This is a genomic window from Vitiosangium sp. GDMCC 1.1324, assembly GCF_003044305.1.
GTDB lineage: Bacteria > Myxococcota > Myxococcia > Myxococcales > Myxococcaceae > Archangium.
Genome location: NZ_PZOX01000042.1, coordinates 22,272 through 37,975, shown reverse-complemented (window position 1 = coordinate 37,975; position 15,704 = coordinate 22,272). Strand labels below are relative to the sequence as shown.

Annotated in this window: 17 protein-coding genes; 10 read left to right on the top strand and 7 right to left on the bottom strand. The window is 65.0% G+C overall.

Annotation, left to right across the window (positions count from 1 at the left end; translation table 11 throughout):
• Positions 1–175: 175 nt before the first annotated feature.
• From DAT35_RS56345 to DAT35_RS56330, 5 genes are all read left to right on the top strand, one after another.
• The gene (locus DAT35_RS56345; protein ID WP_108077755.1) at positions 176–634 is read left to right on the top strand and encodes a helix-turn-helix domain-containing protein; all 459 of its coding nucleotides are present in this window, start codon (positions 176–178) and stop codon (positions 632–634) included.
• A 12-nt stretch (positions 635–646) separates the two neighbouring features.
• A complete protein-coding gene (locus tag DAT35_RS56340) occupies positions 647–1,009 on the top strand; it encodes a helix-turn-helix domain-containing protein (protein WP_108077754.1) in 363 nt (120 codons plus the stop codon).
• A 153-nt stretch (positions 1,010–1,162) separates the two neighbouring features.
• Positions 1,163–3,259: a serine/threonine-protein kinase gene (locus tag DAT35_RS56335; RefSeq protein WP_108077753.1), complete on the top strand. Its 2,097-nt coding sequence runs from the start codon at positions 1,163–1,165 to the stop codon at positions 3,257–3,259.
• A 100-nt stretch (positions 3,260–3,359) separates the two neighbouring features.
• Positions 3,360–4,181, top strand: coding sequence for a hypothetical protein (locus DAT35_RS58640; protein ID WP_146210314.1), 822 nt, complete (start codon positions 3,360–3,362; stop codon positions 4,179–4,181).
• 80 nt (positions 4,182–4,261) lie between these two features.
• The gene (locus tag DAT35_RS56330) at positions 4,262–5,215 is read left to right on the top strand and encodes a DUF2381 family protein (RefSeq protein ID WP_108077752.1); all 954 of its coding nucleotides are present in this window, start codon (positions 4,262–4,264) and stop codon (positions 5,213–5,215) included.
• A gap of 28 nt (positions 5,216–5,243) precedes the next feature.
• Here DAT35_RS56330 and DAT35_RS56325 read toward each other — a convergent pair whose 3' ends face one another.
• From DAT35_RS56325 to DAT35_RS56310, 3 genes are all read right to left on the bottom strand, one after another.
• Positions 5,244–6,002 (bottom strand): DUF5953 family protein, encoded by a 759-nt coding sequence (locus tag DAT35_RS56325; protein WP_108077751.1) that lies wholly within the window; start codon positions 6,000–6,002, stop codon positions 5,244–5,246.
• A 1-nt stretch (position 6,003) separates the two neighbouring features.
• On the bottom strand, positions 6,004–6,984 hold the full coding sequence (locus DAT35_RS56320) for a DUF6310 domain-containing protein (RefSeq protein ID WP_233262301.1): 981 nt from the start codon (positions 6,982–6,984) through the stop codon (positions 6,004–6,006).
• Positions 6,985–7,530: 546 nt separating this feature from the next.
• Positions 7,531–7,959 carry an N-terminal phage integrase SAM-like domain-containing protein gene (locus DAT35_RS56310; RefSeq protein ID WP_158502412.1) on the bottom strand — a complete coding sequence of 143 codons (429 nt, stop codon included), beginning with the start codon at positions 7,957–7,959 and terminating at the stop codon, positions 7,531–7,533.
• A 117-nt stretch (positions 7,960–8,076) separates the two neighbouring features.
• On the opposite strand from DAT35_RS56310, the gene DAT35_RS59690 reads away from it, so the two are divergent.
• Positions 8,077–8,559: a hypothetical protein gene (locus DAT35_RS59690; protein WP_108077747.1), complete on the top strand. Its 483-nt coding sequence runs from the start codon at positions 8,077–8,079 to the stop codon at positions 8,557–8,559.
• A complete protein-coding gene (locus DAT35_RS59685; protein WP_158502410.1) occupies positions 8,556–9,197 on the top strand; it encodes a hypothetical protein in 642 nt (213 codons plus the stop codon). Before DAT35_RS59690 ends, DAT35_RS59685 begins: the two co-directional genes overlap by 4 nt.
• A 1-nt stretch (position 9,198) precedes the next feature.
• Here DAT35_RS59685 and DAT35_RS56295 read toward each other — a convergent pair whose 3' ends face one another.
• The 3 genes from DAT35_RS56295 to DAT35_RS56275 all read right to left on the bottom strand — a co-directional run bounded on the left by DAT35_RS56295 (position 9,199) and on the right by DAT35_RS56275 (position 11,715).
• A complete protein-coding gene (locus tag DAT35_RS56295; protein ID WP_108077745.1) occupies positions 9,199–9,756 on the bottom strand; it encodes a dihydrofolate reductase family protein in 558 nt (185 codons plus the stop codon).
• Between the two features lie 260 nt (positions 9,757–10,016).
• On the bottom strand, positions 10,017–10,673 hold the full coding sequence (locus DAT35_RS61680; RefSeq protein WP_233262300.1) for a transposase zinc-binding domain-containing protein: 657 nt from the start codon (positions 10,671–10,673) through the stop codon (positions 10,017–10,019).
• A gap of 181 nt (positions 10,674–10,854) precedes the next feature.
• Positions 10,855–11,715, bottom strand: a complete 861-nt coding sequence (locus tag DAT35_RS56275; protein WP_108077744.1) for a DJ-1/PfpI family protein — start codon at positions 11,713–11,715, stop codon at positions 10,855–10,857.
• 595 nt (positions 11,716–12,310) lie between these two features.
• Between DAT35_RS56275 and DAT35_RS59680 the strand changes: the two genes are divergently transcribed.
• Positions 12,311–13,048 (top strand): hypothetical protein, encoded by a 738-nt coding sequence (locus DAT35_RS59680; RefSeq protein WP_158502408.1) that lies wholly within the window; start codon positions 12,311–12,313, stop codon positions 13,046–13,048.
• A 100-nt stretch (positions 13,049–13,148) separates the two neighbouring features.
• Here the strand turns inward: DAT35_RS59680 and DAT35_RS56260 are convergent, their stop codons facing one another.
• Positions 13,149–13,901 (bottom strand): acyl-homoserine-lactone synthase, encoded by a 753-nt coding sequence (locus DAT35_RS56260; RefSeq protein WP_158502406.1) that lies wholly within the window; start codon positions 13,899–13,901, stop codon positions 13,149–13,151.
• A gap of 243 nt (positions 13,902–14,144) precedes the next feature.
• Here DAT35_RS56260 and DAT35_RS56255 point away from each other — a divergent pair, with 243 nt between their 5' ends.
• Positions 14,145–14,678, top strand: a complete 534-nt coding sequence (locus tag DAT35_RS56255) for a hypothetical protein (RefSeq protein WP_108077741.1) — start codon at positions 14,145–14,147, stop codon at positions 14,676–14,678.
• 9 nt (positions 14,679–14,687) lie between these two features.
• On the top strand, positions 14,688–15,704 hold the full coding sequence (locus tag DAT35_RS56250; protein ID WP_233262299.1) for a hypothetical protein: 1,017 nt from the start codon (positions 14,688–14,690) through the stop codon (positions 15,702–15,704).

Genomic DNA, 15,704 nt, shown 5'->3' with positions numbered 1-15,704 from the left:
AAATGCGCGACGAGCTGCGCGCCTACCTGGACACGTTGGATCGGCCCTTCGGAGAAGTGGAGCTTGCCGACGAGCTGAAGACCATCTGGGAGGCTGCCGCGAGGGCCAAGCGGCTGATCGCGAACCCTATCGAGCGAACGGCGCTGTCGCCGGACGAGCACGGAGACTAGCGCCGATGAAATGGAAGAAAGGCACAAAGTCCACCGGCGAGAGGGGGCGAGTCAGAACCGATCTCACGATTCAGATTGGCAGGGCAGCGCGGGAAGCTCGGCAGCGGCTTGGATTGACGCAGGAGGATGTCGCCGAGCGCGTCAGAATTACCGCCGAGGTGTATGGACGGATAGAGCGCGGCGACATGCTTCCGGCGACTCCTACGCTAAAGAGAATCTGCGGAGTGCTCGGGATTTCTGCCGACTCCCTAATAGGACTCACGGGACCGGAAGCCCCCCAAACCCGACCGTCACCCGAGGAAGCGCTGACTCCCGATGTTAGGCGATTGCTGCGGGTGGTGCGAACGCTGGATCCCGGGCAGCTCGCCGTCTTCAGAGGAACGGCGGCAGGGTTTCTCAGGCTCAAGAAACGCCGGCAGCGGCAGCAGCACAAGCATGATAAGTCACAGGGCGCCATCACCTGAGAGGCATAGCGCATGGAAGACGACCTTCTACAGAAGAGACTCGGCGAGGCAGCCCGAACCGCACGGGAAGAGCTTGGGCTTACTCAGGCCCAAGTAGCGAAAAAGGCAGGCATGAGCCCGGCTGTCTATGGACGCATCGAGCGCGGCGGGATGATGCCGAGCGTTCCGGCACTTCGGCGGATGGCGGTCGCGTTGGGTGTTTCTCCGGCTGTGCTCCTGGATATGACCCGCCAAGAGGTTCCCTCCTCTGATCGCGACCTGTCGCCCGAAGCGCGTAAGGTCGTGGGGCTCGTGCGGACGTGGTCAGAGGCGAGGATCGCGGTCGGGAACGAGCTGCTGCGGGTTCTCGACGCCGTGCCGATGGTCGACGACTAGACCGTCTCAGATTAGGGACTGGGGGGGCGGGTGGGTGGCGGCCGGCTTGGAGCGGTCGCCACGCCTGGAGGGGTCCACCCGCCTCCCCGGTCCCGCCTTTCAGTCCGGATCCCTCCGGTTATGCTACGGTCCCCCATCTAGGAGGTAGAGCGCGTGGGACTGGCACTCAGGCACCCGGACATCGGCGAGATGATCGGGGACTACAAGGTCGTGGGGCTGTTGGGCGCGGGGGGCCTCGGGATCGTCTACAAGGTCGAGCGTGGGGGCCGGTTCTTTGCGTTGAAGATCCTTGCGGTCCCGAAGTTGGACGGCAGGGCCAAGCGAGAGATCGGCATTCTCATTCACCTGGAGAACCCCTGCGTCGTCCGTTACGTGGGCTCGGACTTCTGGCCTGACCCGGTTATCGGTCATCCCTATATCGTCATGGAATACGTGCCGGGGGACACGCTTTGGGTGTTTGCCTACAAGCACAACCCGTCGGCGCGTAAGGGGACGCGCATCATTTTGGATGCGGTATTGACGCTCGGGGAGGTCCATGCGGCGGGTGTTTTCCACCGGGACGTGAAGCCAGAGAACATCATTATTCGCGGAGTAAGCGAGCGCCCGATCTTGATCGATTTTGGGATTGGCTGTCTTGCTAGTGCACCGCTCGTTACCGGCTCGGCGCTTCCACCCGGGACTGAGGAGTTTCGTTCCCCCGAGCAGATACGCTTCGAGCGCGCAAACAGGGACAAGTCGGCTCATTACGAGTTCGGCCCCGCTGACGAGCTTTGGGCCGTGGGGGTGAGTTATTACTGGCTGCTTACCGATGTGATGCCCTTTGGCCTGCGCTCAGATACGGGAGGGTTGGAAGGTCTGCACGAGCGCATCCTGACTCAGCGCCCGATTGCACCGCACGTCGTCAACCCCCGCGTGCCGCTGGCCGCCTCCCTGTTGTGCATGAAGATGCTCGCGGAGCTGCCGGAGGACCGCTTTCTTGTCGCGCCGTTGTGTGCGGCACTCAGTGAGACGCTGTCCAACGCCGAGAATGACGCCGCCTGGGATCTTCCGCTCATTGACCCGGACGATCCGCAGCTAATGACGACAGGCGACGACCCGGAACGGCGGGAGCCGAACGAAACGCGGCGCACGTTTCTAAAGCTGACGAAGCAACGCCCCCGGCGCGGGCGGCCCCTCCCGGACAAGGCACCCGTGCTCTTTCTGCCCGAGCAGGTTGCTGGCTCCTCGCCTCCGGCCGCAGCGGTAGAGCCTGACAGGATCTCCATGGCGGAAGCGCCGCTAGCAGCCCCGCCCCCCAGGGCTCATGAGCCGCCCGTAATGGCCCCTCCGGTGCCGGCAGCTCGCGAGCAGGTCGACGACCCGCCCGCGGCTCCCCACTCCCGGCCCCTCGTGTGGCGTCTAGGGCTCGTGGCGGCCGTTCTGGCGATGACCGCCGCTGCCGTGTCCCTGGGCGCAGACCTTTGGGGGCCTGGCTCGGCGAGCAGCACGAGCAAGGCGCAGCCAGAGCTGCCGCTACCGTCGACGTCCCCTGACCCTGGCTCGACTGATGGGGGCGTGCGCGGTCGTGAAGTGGCGCGCGACCCAAAGCCGCTGGAATCTCTCCCCGGAGGAGACGCGGCGCCCGATAGGGCTCAACCTTCCGCGTCCAACGCCAACGCCATGCCTCGCACGCCTGCTCAGACACCTAAGAACGAAACGCCGAAATCGCAGTCGAAAAGCTCGGGGTTCACCTTGCCGGTAGTCGTCGCGGCCTGTTCGCTGCTCGACGGGGGATGTACCGCGCCCGCTTCGCAGGTGCGCCCCGAGCCCCCCGCGATTACGTGTCCCCAGGGATGGAGGGAGACCCACGAGCGGTTCAACGTTGCTAGCGTTGCGGCGACCGCAACGGTGAAAGGGTACAAGGCGGAGCCCGGAGAGCTGGCCAGGGTGAAGGATGGTCCCGTTGCCCTCCAAGTCCGTGTCTTCGGTCGCGTGGGGGATTTTCCTGCCGGGACCTTGCTTCTTGGAGCGTGGAAGCTTGGCGACGACCGCCTTTTCGGCACCTTCACCGAGGCGAAGATTCCAGGCGTGGGGACTCTCCCCGTGTGTTTGGTTGCTGGCCTGGAAGGCGACACGTCCTACTTGGACGAACGCGGCAAAGAATTTCTTTGCCCCCCTGGCTTGGGCGTCTGCCTCACTCCCGGAAGCACGCCCGGCAACGCCAAGACAGCTACGCGCGTTTTTCTTCAAGAGCCTGTCGGGCAGCCCTAAAGCCTGCTTCAGTAGGACCAATCCCTGGCCGGGTGTCGCTTAGCCATAGATACAAGTCCCCAATTAGTAGGTTTGAAAAAATGCACGAAGGTAGAATGCGATGATTGTTACCGATGAGGTTTCGGGCGCTCCTGTTGAGCTTACAGGTGCCCCTGTTGTGGTAATCTGGCACCGCACCCTTGTGTGGGCCGTTGATGAATTAGTCAAGCTAAGACCAGACCAGTTGAAGTCCCTTAAAGTGAGGGCAGGAGAGCACCTAGCTGCGATCCTGACAACCTCGCTCATGGGCGTGGCCCCCTCCCAAGTGGATACCAATGGAGGGCCAGATCTGCTGTTTAATCTATCCGAGAAGAGGCCCCAGTTTCTCCCCATACCACAAAGCGCATCGACTGCGGCATTTGAAGTCAAATCCATGCGGGGTTCATTTCGCGAGTTCGACAGCGAAATCAATCGCACAAATGACAGAGGAGGGGATGCTAGTGGCCGTAGCTTCTTGCTCCGTGCACAGACAGCTCGGGAAGTTCTGACGCAAGCCAGACCGTTGTTGGATTCTGCTCAGACAGGCTTGGCGTCCAAGGTTGTGAATCCAGATGCGACATCAAGGAATATTTTCCTTATTGTGCATCCTTTTGATGCGCTCGCCGTTGAACTGGAGCACCCGGTGCTTGGGCCATTTCTTCCTGATTTGGGCCACTTGTCCGACATTGACAGTGTATGGGTCCTTTGGGTACCCGATCACTTGACCATGTGGTCCAGAGAGAAGAAAGAGTGGACCGACCTGATGTTCGACGCAATGGGTCCAGACGAGATTCCGTCTCAAGAGTTGTCTCCATTGCAAGCGGCCGAAGTCCGATTCCTTAGTGCTCGTGGAGACAAGGATGGCTCGCCTTATCTGTTCAAGATTCGAGATCATGAGCCTTGAGTGCCTGTTTGGTCCGGGAGTTACTGCATTCCTGCTGTAATAGGCTCTAAATATTGCCCGCTCTTGGAGGTTGAGATTTCGTGGTGCTCCCACTCCCTGGTGCCGTCCTGGTGCTCGCCCTTGCCGCTGGCGCTGCGCAAGCCGCAGAGCCGGCCCCCGTGCCCCGCTGTGTCGCGACTGCTCGGTTTGACTTGGCTGCGGACCCCTCGAAGGGGGCGCCCGACGTGTGCGTTAGCGCGGACGAGCCGACGACGTTCTTCTTCGACTCCCGCGTCGCCGAGGGGGCGGTCGAGTTTCAGCCAGAGGGCCGCCTTGTGGATTGGTCGCAAGGGAAAGAGGGCCTGAGCATCACCGTCATTCCCAAGGGGGATTATTCGCCAGGGGAGCGGGTAAAGGTGACGGTGCGCTTCGCGGATGGGACTGTCCCGGCAAGTGCGAGCTTTTGGCTTGTGGGCCATGCGTCACGGGGGACGCGGCGCGTAGAGGTGTTCCGCCAACCGCGCCCGCCCGAGGTGCTCAAGAAAGAGCGCGATGACGCACAGGCCGAAGCGCGCCAATGTCAAGAGGACAAGGCGCTGCTGCTGGCCGAGCGTGAGGGGCCGGGCGGGCTTATGGGCGCCGCATGGATGGAGCAGGCCGGGGTCGTGGCGTCCAAGAAGCTTGGCTCGTGGGTGAGGGAGCAGCCAGCAAACGCGCTGCGGCTCGATGAAGCCTGGAGCTACAGCTACACCATTAAGGGCGAGACCCGCCCGGCAAGCGTGGCTGTGCGGCTGGGCCTCTCCAACCCCGGCGCTGAGCCCTGGACGCTGGCGGGGGCGGCGCTGGTGGACTCGACGGGGGAAGAGGTGGAGCTTACCCAGTGGCAAAAGGCACCCATCCCCGCGAATGGTGCCGGTGCCGTCGTGGTGGGCATCGAGGGGGAGCGCGCGCAGCTCGGCTGCCCCTGCACCCTCAAGTTGTGGGAGGCAACCGGGCCGCGCACCGTCACCCTTTGGAACGTCACGTTCCCCGAGGGCAAAGCCAAGGGGCCCTGAGCACGGCCACTGTGAGCCGTGCCGAGCCTCAAGGGGCCGAGCGCCCGCCAATCTCCGGGAAGCGCTCGTAGGCCCGTTTGAGCGCGTCCAGGTGTGCGGGGTTGTCCAGGTCGAGCGGCGCATCGGTGAGCTGCACGACCCACCCACCCGACGCCGTGCGCCGTGCGCGCGAGAGCAGCTCCGCATCGCGGGCGGGGTCCGGGAACCCGATGGTTTGTGCGGCAGCGGCAGACCAGTAGTTCAGCCACCCGATGCGACGCGGAATCTCAGGCGAACGAATGTATGCTGGGAACCTGAGCGCGGGAAGCCCTCGTGGCGGAACTCCTGGCTTACGCACCGGATCGACCGTCTGCCGCGAAATTTCCACGGCCGCATTGAAGGGCGTAGTGTGTCCCCAATACGCGCGTGCGCCTTCCCCAATCGCCGCCAGCACATCCGCTGCCGCCGCGACACCGCCCGCGTCGAGTGGCAGTTGCGCATGAATTTCAAAATGCGGCGCGCCATCCGCGGAAAGACCGTTCGGGTTTTCCCACCCGGAAATCGTCACCAAATGGGTATCGTCATCATTGCAAAGGAACGGAAACCCTCCGTTTGTCCTGTTGGACGCGACCCATTCATCGCGGTGAGATAGCGGTATGAGGTCTTCCTTCTCCGAAGTCGTCCACCCCAGGCGCAATCCAGGAAGCGCACGCTCCATTCCTTGTACGATGGCAAGCGGGCGTCCATCGTCGCCCGTGAGCGCAGGGGCGTACACGCTGATAGTAATCTCATTTCGACCAAACGCCATGTCAGCACCAATTCATGATGACGACGGTGAGGGTGTCATCCAAGCTCTCTAGTACCGCTTTATGCGCGGCGCTTTTGACGCCAATGACAAAATTGTAGCCACACTCTTCCGCGAGCCTTTTCTCGCGTTGTATTTCCGGCAGTTTCATTTTGACAAAGAACTGCTGCGAGCGAGGCGGTTGTTTCTCAAAGTCATCCGTTTTGACCTCCCAGAGCGTGCGCGTGGCCAGTTGCAGCGCGTCAAAGCTCTTCCCATTCACGTACACATCCCCCCCAGGGAAGGTGTTGCCCGGCATCTTGTCGGCGCATTCGTTGTGCGGGTCATGCCCGCCAAGGTGGCGTGGCAAGGGGATGGGCGTGCATCTCGGGTCGTCTTCTTCCTGGGTGAGGGCGGTCGCGGGCGGCTTCTGCGGAGAGGGCTCCCGGGCCGGTATTTTCGCCGCACGAGGCTGGGCCTCAAGTTCCACCATGAGCCGCCGCGACTCCTCCGCCACCTCCCGCAGACGGGCCTCGTACTCCCCTTGCGCGTCGACCCACTCCGGGCGACGGTCGATGTCCGGCCCGGCGGTGCTAGAGGGGTAGAGCAGGACGAGGCCCACGAGCAACGGGCCCACCCGGGGGAGGAATTCAGCCAGCGTCCTGGCGCGTCCCGCCTGCACGACGCCCTCCGCCCCCCTCACCACCTTGGCGGCGTGCCCACTCGCTTTCGCGGCGCGCGAGAAGCGCTCGAAGGCCCGTTCCGCTGCGGTGAGCTTGCGGTCCAACTGTTCCCACTGACGCGGCTCGATGTCTTGGCGTGCCCGAGATAGCAGTGCCCTGGCCTTGTCCAGGTCCGCCTTTCCAATCCACGACCGTTCCGGTGTCGGCTCCATCGGCGAGGAAACGAGCCGGATGCGCGGGCCCGAGGTGGGAGTCGACGCGAAGTCATGGGGCCGTGGCATCGACTGCGGGGCGGGCGCGCTAGCGCAGGCGGTGAGCAGCATCAAGAGCGCGCTCCAGGTTCGCAAGCGCATCGTCACGTCCTTTCATCAAGTGGGGGGCAGGCTTAGGTCGGGTCCGTTGGGGAGTATGCCAGCCCGCACCGACAACGAGGGACGAGCACGCGGGGGAGTGGAACACGGCAGCCGCAGCTCGGGCCTGTGGAGGGCTCCCAGGGCGGTAGCGGTGCCAGCAGGCGCGCGCTCGCGGACGGTGCCGGGTATCCAGGCCGCTCGCGCCTCGACTGGCGCCCCCGTCATCGCCCTGGTTGACCCGTCGCAGCCGTCAGAGCCGCCCCCCCTGCCGCAGCACCCCCGGCACCAGGAGCGAGCTGCACGTTCAGGAGGGCCCCGCCAGTCGCCCACTCGCCCGGTGTGGGGAGGGATGCAGGCGGGGAGGTGGGGCGCATGTGCCCTCAGTGTGCCCCGCCAGCGGGGAAAGGGGCTGCACACGGGGGAACGGCGTGGGACGGGACGGGATGACGAACCCGAGGAGAATCAAGGCGATAGCGGGTAACAGCGCGTCCTGCTTAGGGTTTTCTATCGCCTTGCTCACGGGTTCGATTCCCGCCGCCTCCACTCCGTATCTCCCGGATCGTCACGGGTGAAGACTGCGGTGGCTCTCCAGGTTGGATCTTTGTCCACGTTCTCGCCGAGCTGGTGCCGGGTGAGGATACAGGGCGAGGTCGTCACGAGGTCCGCGAGGTGAGCATCGCGGAAGAGCGCCTTGAGTACCCCGTAGATGTTGTGGACGGTCTTCGGCGCGATGGAGCCCTGGACCCGGAGCTGGCGGAAGAGATCGACGAGGTGCCGGGGGCGGATGTCCTCCAGCGCCATCTCGCCGATGTACGGGAGGACATGGAGCCGGAGGCGGGACTCATCCGTCCTCAAGTCCGCAATGAGACCCTTGCGCTGTTGCAGCCAGCGCTGGGTGTAGCGGGCCAGGGTGACGGGGCCTTTCTCGGGCTCCCCGAACTCCACTTTGGCGAAGTGGCGCCCCCGTGGAAGCCGCCCGAAGCTGACGCAGGCGCAGCGCCCCCGAGGGCGAATACCCCTGCGCCCGTCACCACCGTGACGCTCAGCTTGGGAACGACTCGCATGAAGAAGAAGGCCCCCGGCTCACAGGCTCAGAGGGAGAAGACGGGCAACGGCTCCACTGGGGCCAATGTGCTGCTGGCCGTGGCTGCCGCCGCCAACATGGCCTGTCCCGGCGCCCAGGTCCGCGAGGAGCCCGCGCCCCAGGCGTGCCCGGCCGGTGCCGTCGAGACCATGACCCGGCAGCTCGGCCTCCGCCTCGGAGAGAGACACGGTGCCGACATGCCCGGTGAGAAGCAGGGCAGTTCCGAGCCCGTCCCCGTGAAGGAAGGCCCCATCTCACTAGAGCTGGCGGGTGCCTGGAAGGCGGGAGCTGATGCCATGGGCCGGGGTAGGCGAGTCGTGCTGCCCGGCATGCGCCTTCTTTTCCTCGCCTTGCTGCTCGGCCTTTGGCCCTCCCAGGCCCGCGCTCACCTAGATCTCGTCTTCCTCATCGACCCACCGGCTCCATGTCCGGAGAGATTCGTGAGGCCAAGGAGCGCGTGAGGGACTTGACCGAGGCCCTGCGCTCCTTCCGCCCCAGCGAGCGCATCAGCGTGGGCGTCGTCGCCTACCGCGACCGCGGCGATGCCTATGTCACCCGCGCCTCCCCGCTGAGCCCCGACATCAACTCCAGCTACACCTTCCTCGCCACGCTCACCGCGGATGGCGGTGGAGACACTCCCGAGGACGTGCTCTCTGGCGTCCACGCCGCCCTCTACAATCTCTCCTGGGACGAGGGGCCTGATAGCGGGCCACAGCGCGAGCGGCAGGGCCTTCGTGAGAGCCATGGCCGCTCAGCGCTGCGGACAGCAGGGTGTGCGCTGCGTGGCCATCACCGACCTGCAGCTCTCCGATATCGAGGACGTGTGGCCCTCGGTCTCCTCCTTCTGGCTACATCTGGACGCCGATGGTCGAAGCCGTTGCCGGAGAAGGTGGTGACCAGGACGCCGGACGTCTCCGCTCGCACGCCAGGCCGCCACATGCTTCTTCCACGTAGCTGCATCCGCCATCCCCTGCACCCTGCACCGCTCAGCCGGTCATGCTCAAGACGGGGCTCGTGCAGCGGGTACGCCGTGTTGCGCGGCGAGAAGGCTCCCGACGACGCGCTGGCCCGCGAGCTGGGCGCGATGGGGCTGCTCTGAGTCAGCGCGCGCGCCGGTAGTGCATGGCGACCACGCCGCTGCGGAGCGGCTTCGCCGAGACCAGCTCGAGCCGTCGCGTGCTGGGCAGCCCGCTCTGGTACAGGGTCGGGCCGTGGCCGGCGATCCTGGGGTGGACGAGGAATTTGTACTCGTCGATCAGATCCAGCCGGTCCAGCTCGGTCGCGAGCTTACCGCTACCGAGGAGCACGCCGGCCGGGGTCGCGTCCTTGAGCTTCTGCACGCCCGTGCGCAGGTCGCCGGCGATGTGGTGGCTGTTGGTCCACGGGAAGTCCTTTCGCGTCGACGACACCACGTACTTCGGCTTGGCCTCCAGCTTGACCGCCCACTCGCGCATCGCCGGCGGCGCCTCCTCGTCGCCGCGGGCGACCGCCGGCCAGTAGCTCTCCATCATCTCGTAGGTGACGCGGCCCCACAGCATCGCCCCGCCCTCGTCCATGAGGCGGGTGAAGAAGGCGTGTGTCTCGTCGTCGGCGATTCCCTCCTGGTGGTCGACGCAGCCGTCCAGGGTGACGTTGATGCTGAAGGTCAAGAGTCCCATGCGGCGAGTCTAAGCCATACACTCCTGGCGATAGAACGGCAGGCCGTCGCAGAACTTGGCGTATAGGCGGGATAGAGGCCATGTGGAGGGTGAGGGCTGGAGCGGAGGGGCCGAGGAGGGCCGCTGACGGGGGCCGCCCGAGCAGTGCGCCAGGCGGGTGGAGAAGCCGCGCAGCCCCTTGGGGTACACGCCGGCCCTGGCCGCCCGCCCATGAGGTGCGCGGCAGGGGACTGGCTCTCTTGGCCCTGGCGGCTTGAGCTTCAACACCACGCGGCCTGGGGGGGCCCGCGCGCCGGGGCCAGCCTCGCACCTGCCGAGGGCAGGCCCAGGTGCTCCAGAATCGCTCGCCCCCCTCCCGCCTCGTACGCAGGCGAACACATCCAACACGAAGGTCCTTCGTAGCAGCCCTGCCCAGTCCACTCGCGCTGGCCGCTCCTTCCTCGCTTCCTGTCTCGCCACCGCTTCAGGCGCCACGCTCGCCTCCTCCGCTCCCGCTTGGGGGAGCTCGTTCCATCGTCCGGGGACAGTCCCACGTCCTTGAGCAGCACCCACCGCACCCGATGCGGAAAGGACAGCGTCCACTGACGGTAGGGCACGTGAGGCAGCACCCGCTCCACCAGGTGCACCGCTGTCACCTGCGCGCGCTTCGCGTTGCAGGAGGGACACACCCCTCGGCCCTTGCATGAGAAGGCGACGAGCAGCTCGTCCTTGCAACTCTCGCAGCGTACCCGCGCGAAGCCGTGCGCCAGCACGCCGCACTCCAGGTACCGGGCGAAGTCCCGCTCCACGTACCGGGGCAGGCCGCGCCCCACCTCGCTCGCCTCCTCCAGCAGCGTGGCCAGGTTGTCCCTCACCGCCTCGTACAGCACCGTCCCCTCCGGCCGCCTCCGCCGGTACGCCCACCCGCGCTCCTCCACCCGCCCCTCCCCAGCCACATCTCGCCAGGGCGCCTCTGCGCCACCCGTCAGGCCGCCCACCGCGCCACCAGCTCGCGAGGCACTTCGAGGCGTGGTCCCATTCGGGCCCGGCGGCGGGACATCCCAAAGCCCACCGCGAAGGGTTGGCTTTGCCATAGCGTCGATGCGAAAGGGCGCGCACTCACCACACGAAATACTTCGGCGCCTTCTGGAACGCCTTCCGACAGCCCTCCGAGCAGAACAGGTAGTGCTGCCCTTCGTGTTCGAGTGTCAGGGCGTGCTTCGGGTCTACCTTCATCTCGCAGACCGGGCACAGCGGGTGCTCCGCGGTGGACACAGGCCGCTTCGCGAAGGCTGCATTGCTCGCGGGATCCTTCCAGCCGGTCCCCTGGTATTCGAGCAGGGTGGCGGTCGCTTCGGCAACCTCGCGCCCGAAGGTGCGAGCCACCACGTGCAGCGCCAAATCGATGCCCGAGGTGAGTCCACCGGCGGTTGCAACCCGGCCAGAGTCCACGAAGCGGGCACCACGCTTGACGTCGACTGCCGGGTAGTTGGACGCGAGCAAGCCCAATGCCGAATGATGCGCGGTGGCCTGCTTGCCGTCGAGGAGTCCCGCCGCCGCGAGCACGAAAGCGCCGTCGCACACAGACATGGTCAACTTCGCGTGGGCGCTGACCTTCTTGAGCCAAGCGAGCACCGCGGGCGAGGGCTCCGCCCCAAGGGCCGGGACGACGACCACGTCGGGCATGGGCGCATTGCCCAAGCTGAAATCGGGCAACACGGTGAGTCCCCCCGAGACCTTCAGCGGTCGCTTCGCCTCCGCCACGGTGAATAGCTTGTACGCCGGACCCGAACTGCCGGGCACGTCCACATGCTCGAATACACCCCACGGGCCCGCGAAGTCGACCACCTGAGCACCTGCCGCAAGCACGAAGGCGACGGAGATGGGGAGTTTCGGCTGTTGCTGGGAGTCGGCGGGTTCGGCAGCAATCGCAGCCGTGGCCAAGCACAGGATCGGGAGCAAGGCATGAAGTCGTTGCATAGGTCCATATTTTACTGGCTTCGACCACGAACCCACTGCGTCTTGTTGCCGCAGTCGGCGCCTGCAGGGGTTGACCGCAGCCACGCCGGATCGCTTTCGGCGCGGCTACTGCTGGCTGACCCGGACGCTACGCCCTAGACAGCAGCAGCAGAGGCGTTCGTGGACTCCTCGGGCAAGCAGGTGAGACTGTCCGCATGGCAGGCAGCCGCCAACCCCTCGGGTGGAGAGGGCACGGTCGTCGCTGGCCTCTCCGGAGGCTGTAGCAAGGAATGTAGCAATGCCCCGGTCTCCATCAGGCGAGCCGGGGTTTTCTTTTTCGGCCGAGGCCGCCAGCGGCAGCCGGACGAACTGGCCGCGCTCGTGGCGCTGGACCTTGAGCTTCGCCACCTCGGCGCAGAGGGCCTCCCACGGGAACGTGGTGTAGAGGTCGATGGTGTTGCCGCTCTTGCGCTACGCCGTGGCGCTGCGCGCGGCGGGCGTACCGGCCGAGTACCGGTGCTTCGCGGGGGCGGCTGACGTGCGGATGCAAACGGGGGCGCTTCCGGCGAGAATGAGCGGCGTGGCGCCGGCCGTGCGCCTTCCCCAGGAGAGAACGATGAAGAGACTCGTGTTCGCCGTCTCGAGCGTAGTGGTGTTGTGGGCGTCCGGTTGCTCCAATACCCTCGAGCAGGAGGATTTCTGCACCGAGTACGCGAAGGCCAACTGTGAGACGTCGGTGAAGTGCTGTACCAGCCGGAGCATCGACCTGGCGAGCTGTCAGTCCGGTTGGAAGGCGCTGTGCGAGCGCTCCATCCTCTCCGGGATCGAGGCGAAGAAGTCGATCTACGATGCGAGTGCGGCCGCCGAGTGCATGGGCGACATCCGAGCGCGGCAGGATGAGTGCAAGATGTTGCAGGACACGGATAGCTCCTGCGACAGGGCCATCGCGGGCACCATCTCCGAGGGCGGTGACTGCAAGGACTTCCCCAGCTCCTGCGCCCAGGGCCTCACCTGCTACCTCCGCATCTCGAGCGAGACCACGAAGGGCTCGTGCGTGAAGCTCGCTGGCGAGGGGCAGAGCTGCGCGGACGCGCCGTGCGAAACCGGCTTCTACTGCGACTCCAGCACCCATCTCTGCAAGAGAGAGGCGGCGCTCGGTGCGGACTGCTCGAACACGCGGTGTTCCCGCGATGGGTACTGCGATAGCCAGACCAATAAGTGCATGGAGCTCAAGGACGTGGGCGCGGCGTGTGGCAGCCCATGGGAGTGCAAGTCCATCGAGTGCACCAGCGGGATCTGCACCGCGAACGGTTCCTTGACGACCGGGTTCTGCTTCGTGCCGAAGGCGCCGTAGTCCACCGACAATGAGCGCTGGAGCTCCCTCGCGCTAGAAGTTCGGTTCGGACCGGTCGCGCCCGGCAGGGCCTCCTCTTCAGGGACAGTCCTGAAGAGGCTCAGGGAGTCTTCATTCCCCAGCGCTGCATCAGCCGGTAGAGCTGGGGGCGGTGCATCCCGAGGGCTCGCGCCGCGGTGCTCACATTGCCGCCGTGCGTGGCCAGCGTGGCCTCCAGCGTGGCGCGGTCCGGTGGCTCCGACTCTGGAGCCAGGACGCTGTCGTCGATCGAATAGGTTGAGCGTGTCTTGGCGAGAGCCTCCTCTGTCATGTCGCACGTAATCCCGACAATGGCCATGCCATCCTTGAGGAGGGCGTCTCCAAGAAGCACCGGGTTCCAACCCAGCGCCAGCAGGCGCGGAATCCAATAGTCTTCACAGACAACACTCAACTGTCGGATACCCTGGGACAGACAGAACTCCAGAATGCCGCAGTAGACGATGCCGGCGGCCTTGCTGAGCCGTCCGGCCTCACGCTTCGCGGGAACGACGAAGATCCGCGTCCATTCGAAGATGTCGTGTGCTCGCGGCAGCCCGCGCTTATTGGCAAGCTCTGGAAAAACATCGCTCATGAGATGCGGCTCGAGAGTCGGTACGAGGAGGGAACCCCCGACAACTCCCTTGCCGGGCTCGATACCAAGCAGGTAGACGGCCTTATCTGTGTCGAACTGATCGACTTCGCGTCCATCAGGGCGCTCCAACTCCATCCACATCCGCTCGCCGACATAGATGTCGTGGCGGATGCGGTAGTGTTGTTCCAGTGCCTCTTCGTAGAGGTGCCGATTACCGGCATGAATCGCATGAATCTTGAACATGGCCCCCCTCCGTGTTGTGTTGAAACATAGAGGATGGATGGGTCTTGCGTATAGAAGGGATTGGGGCACGGTTGAGGGCAGCGGGTGTGCGCCGAGGGTTCGAGGAGGGGAGGCAGCCGGGTGCAGCCTGGGCTGCCTGACTGACTGGATTGCGAGTGCTCGTCCGCTCGAAGGCAACCACCCTACTTGCAGGTCCTCGGAGCCGCCGCGAATTTGAGGTGCAAGTGCAATGGGAGCTTCACGATGGAAATCACGCCCCAGGCCATGGCCATTCCCAAATCGACCGAGCACCTCAAAAAGGGGAAATACGGTCCGATCTTCCCGAAAACCCCCGCATGTTACGGCTTCACGATCATCGCCCACGTCAAGCCGGGGCGCGCCGATGCGGTTCGCAGCTACGGCCAGCGGTTGGCCGAATCGCTCAAGGCGGACCCTGGCCTTCTTGCGCCGCTCAAGCTCCACTACCTGCGCTGGGTGCTCTTCGATAACGACACCCGGTTCATGTACCAGGGCATCTTCGATACCGATTTCGACAAATACACCGAGGACGCGGTCGTTCTCTTCACCAAGTCCGGAATCAATACGGCCTTCGAAAACCTCGAGGGCTTTCCCATGGACTGGAAGACCAACACGCCTGCGTTCATCAAGTTCATCCGAGAGCACCAGTGCAACAGCTTTCTCGAGTACGGCGAATACCCGTACTTCACGAGCGATGAGATCAAGAAGGCACTGAAGATCAAGGCCGCGCTCGCCGAGATGCTCGAGCAGATGCAGTAGGGGTCTGTCATGGCCGAAGCGCGCGCGCGAACGTACAACCAGAACCACACGCCGAGGAAATACTCGAAGGGTCACCGGCGTGTCAGCGTCTACACGTCCTGGAGCTACCCCGGAGAAGCCAATCGGGATCCGACCGAGATGGACAACCGGTTCTCGACGATGACCGAGGTTCGCCGGGTGCTCTGGCCCGACTACGAGTCTCCCCAGTGGGCGGACCCGTTGCGGTTCCAGCAGGGGATCGCGGGCTCACTGGAGCTCTTCTTCTGGGCGTGGGTGAAGTTCCAGCAGGTGGTCGAGGATGTCACCGGGCACGTGGTCCCCATGTTCCAGCGGGTCGACCAGGCGGGCTTCACCCTGCCGCTCGACGAGCGAGTCCTCGCCGATGCGGACACGCTGCTGGTCTTCGGTCTGGACCACAACGTCACCGGACAGGTGGCCGCCCCGGAGGAGATTGAAGCGGTTCGCGCGTTCCTCGAGCGCGAAGGCACCTGCCTGGTGATTGGCCCACACCACGACGTCGGGCATTCGGAGGACATGAAAGAGCGCGCCCTCGAATACGCCCACCATGGCGACGCGCTGGTGCCTCGTCAGCAACGCTTCGGCGGCTATACACGCTCGTTGATGAAGGGGCTGGGAATTCCTGTCGAGAATCGCTGGGGTCTCCGCCCCGCCGTCGTCAAAGGGACGAACCGGAGCGCGCCCTTGACGGTGTTGAAGGACCTGGACTCGCGCGGTTGGCTCACCGGGGTCCAGAACTTCAACTTCCACATGCACCTGCCGCACTATGCGGTCACGACGGAGGACTCCCGTTCGATTCACGTTCTGGCGAAGCAACCCATCGACCTGACCCGGCCACATCCCTTCACGAACGCGGGAAACACCGAGTTCAACGCGCTGGTGTGGATGCCGCCGGGCGATGGCAGGGCCGGCGACGTGCTGGTGGCCGACTCCACGATCTTCAGCACCTTGTTCGGGGCGGACGAGAGCCTCGAGCGCTTCTGGAAGAACCTCGCCACGGCCCGGTGA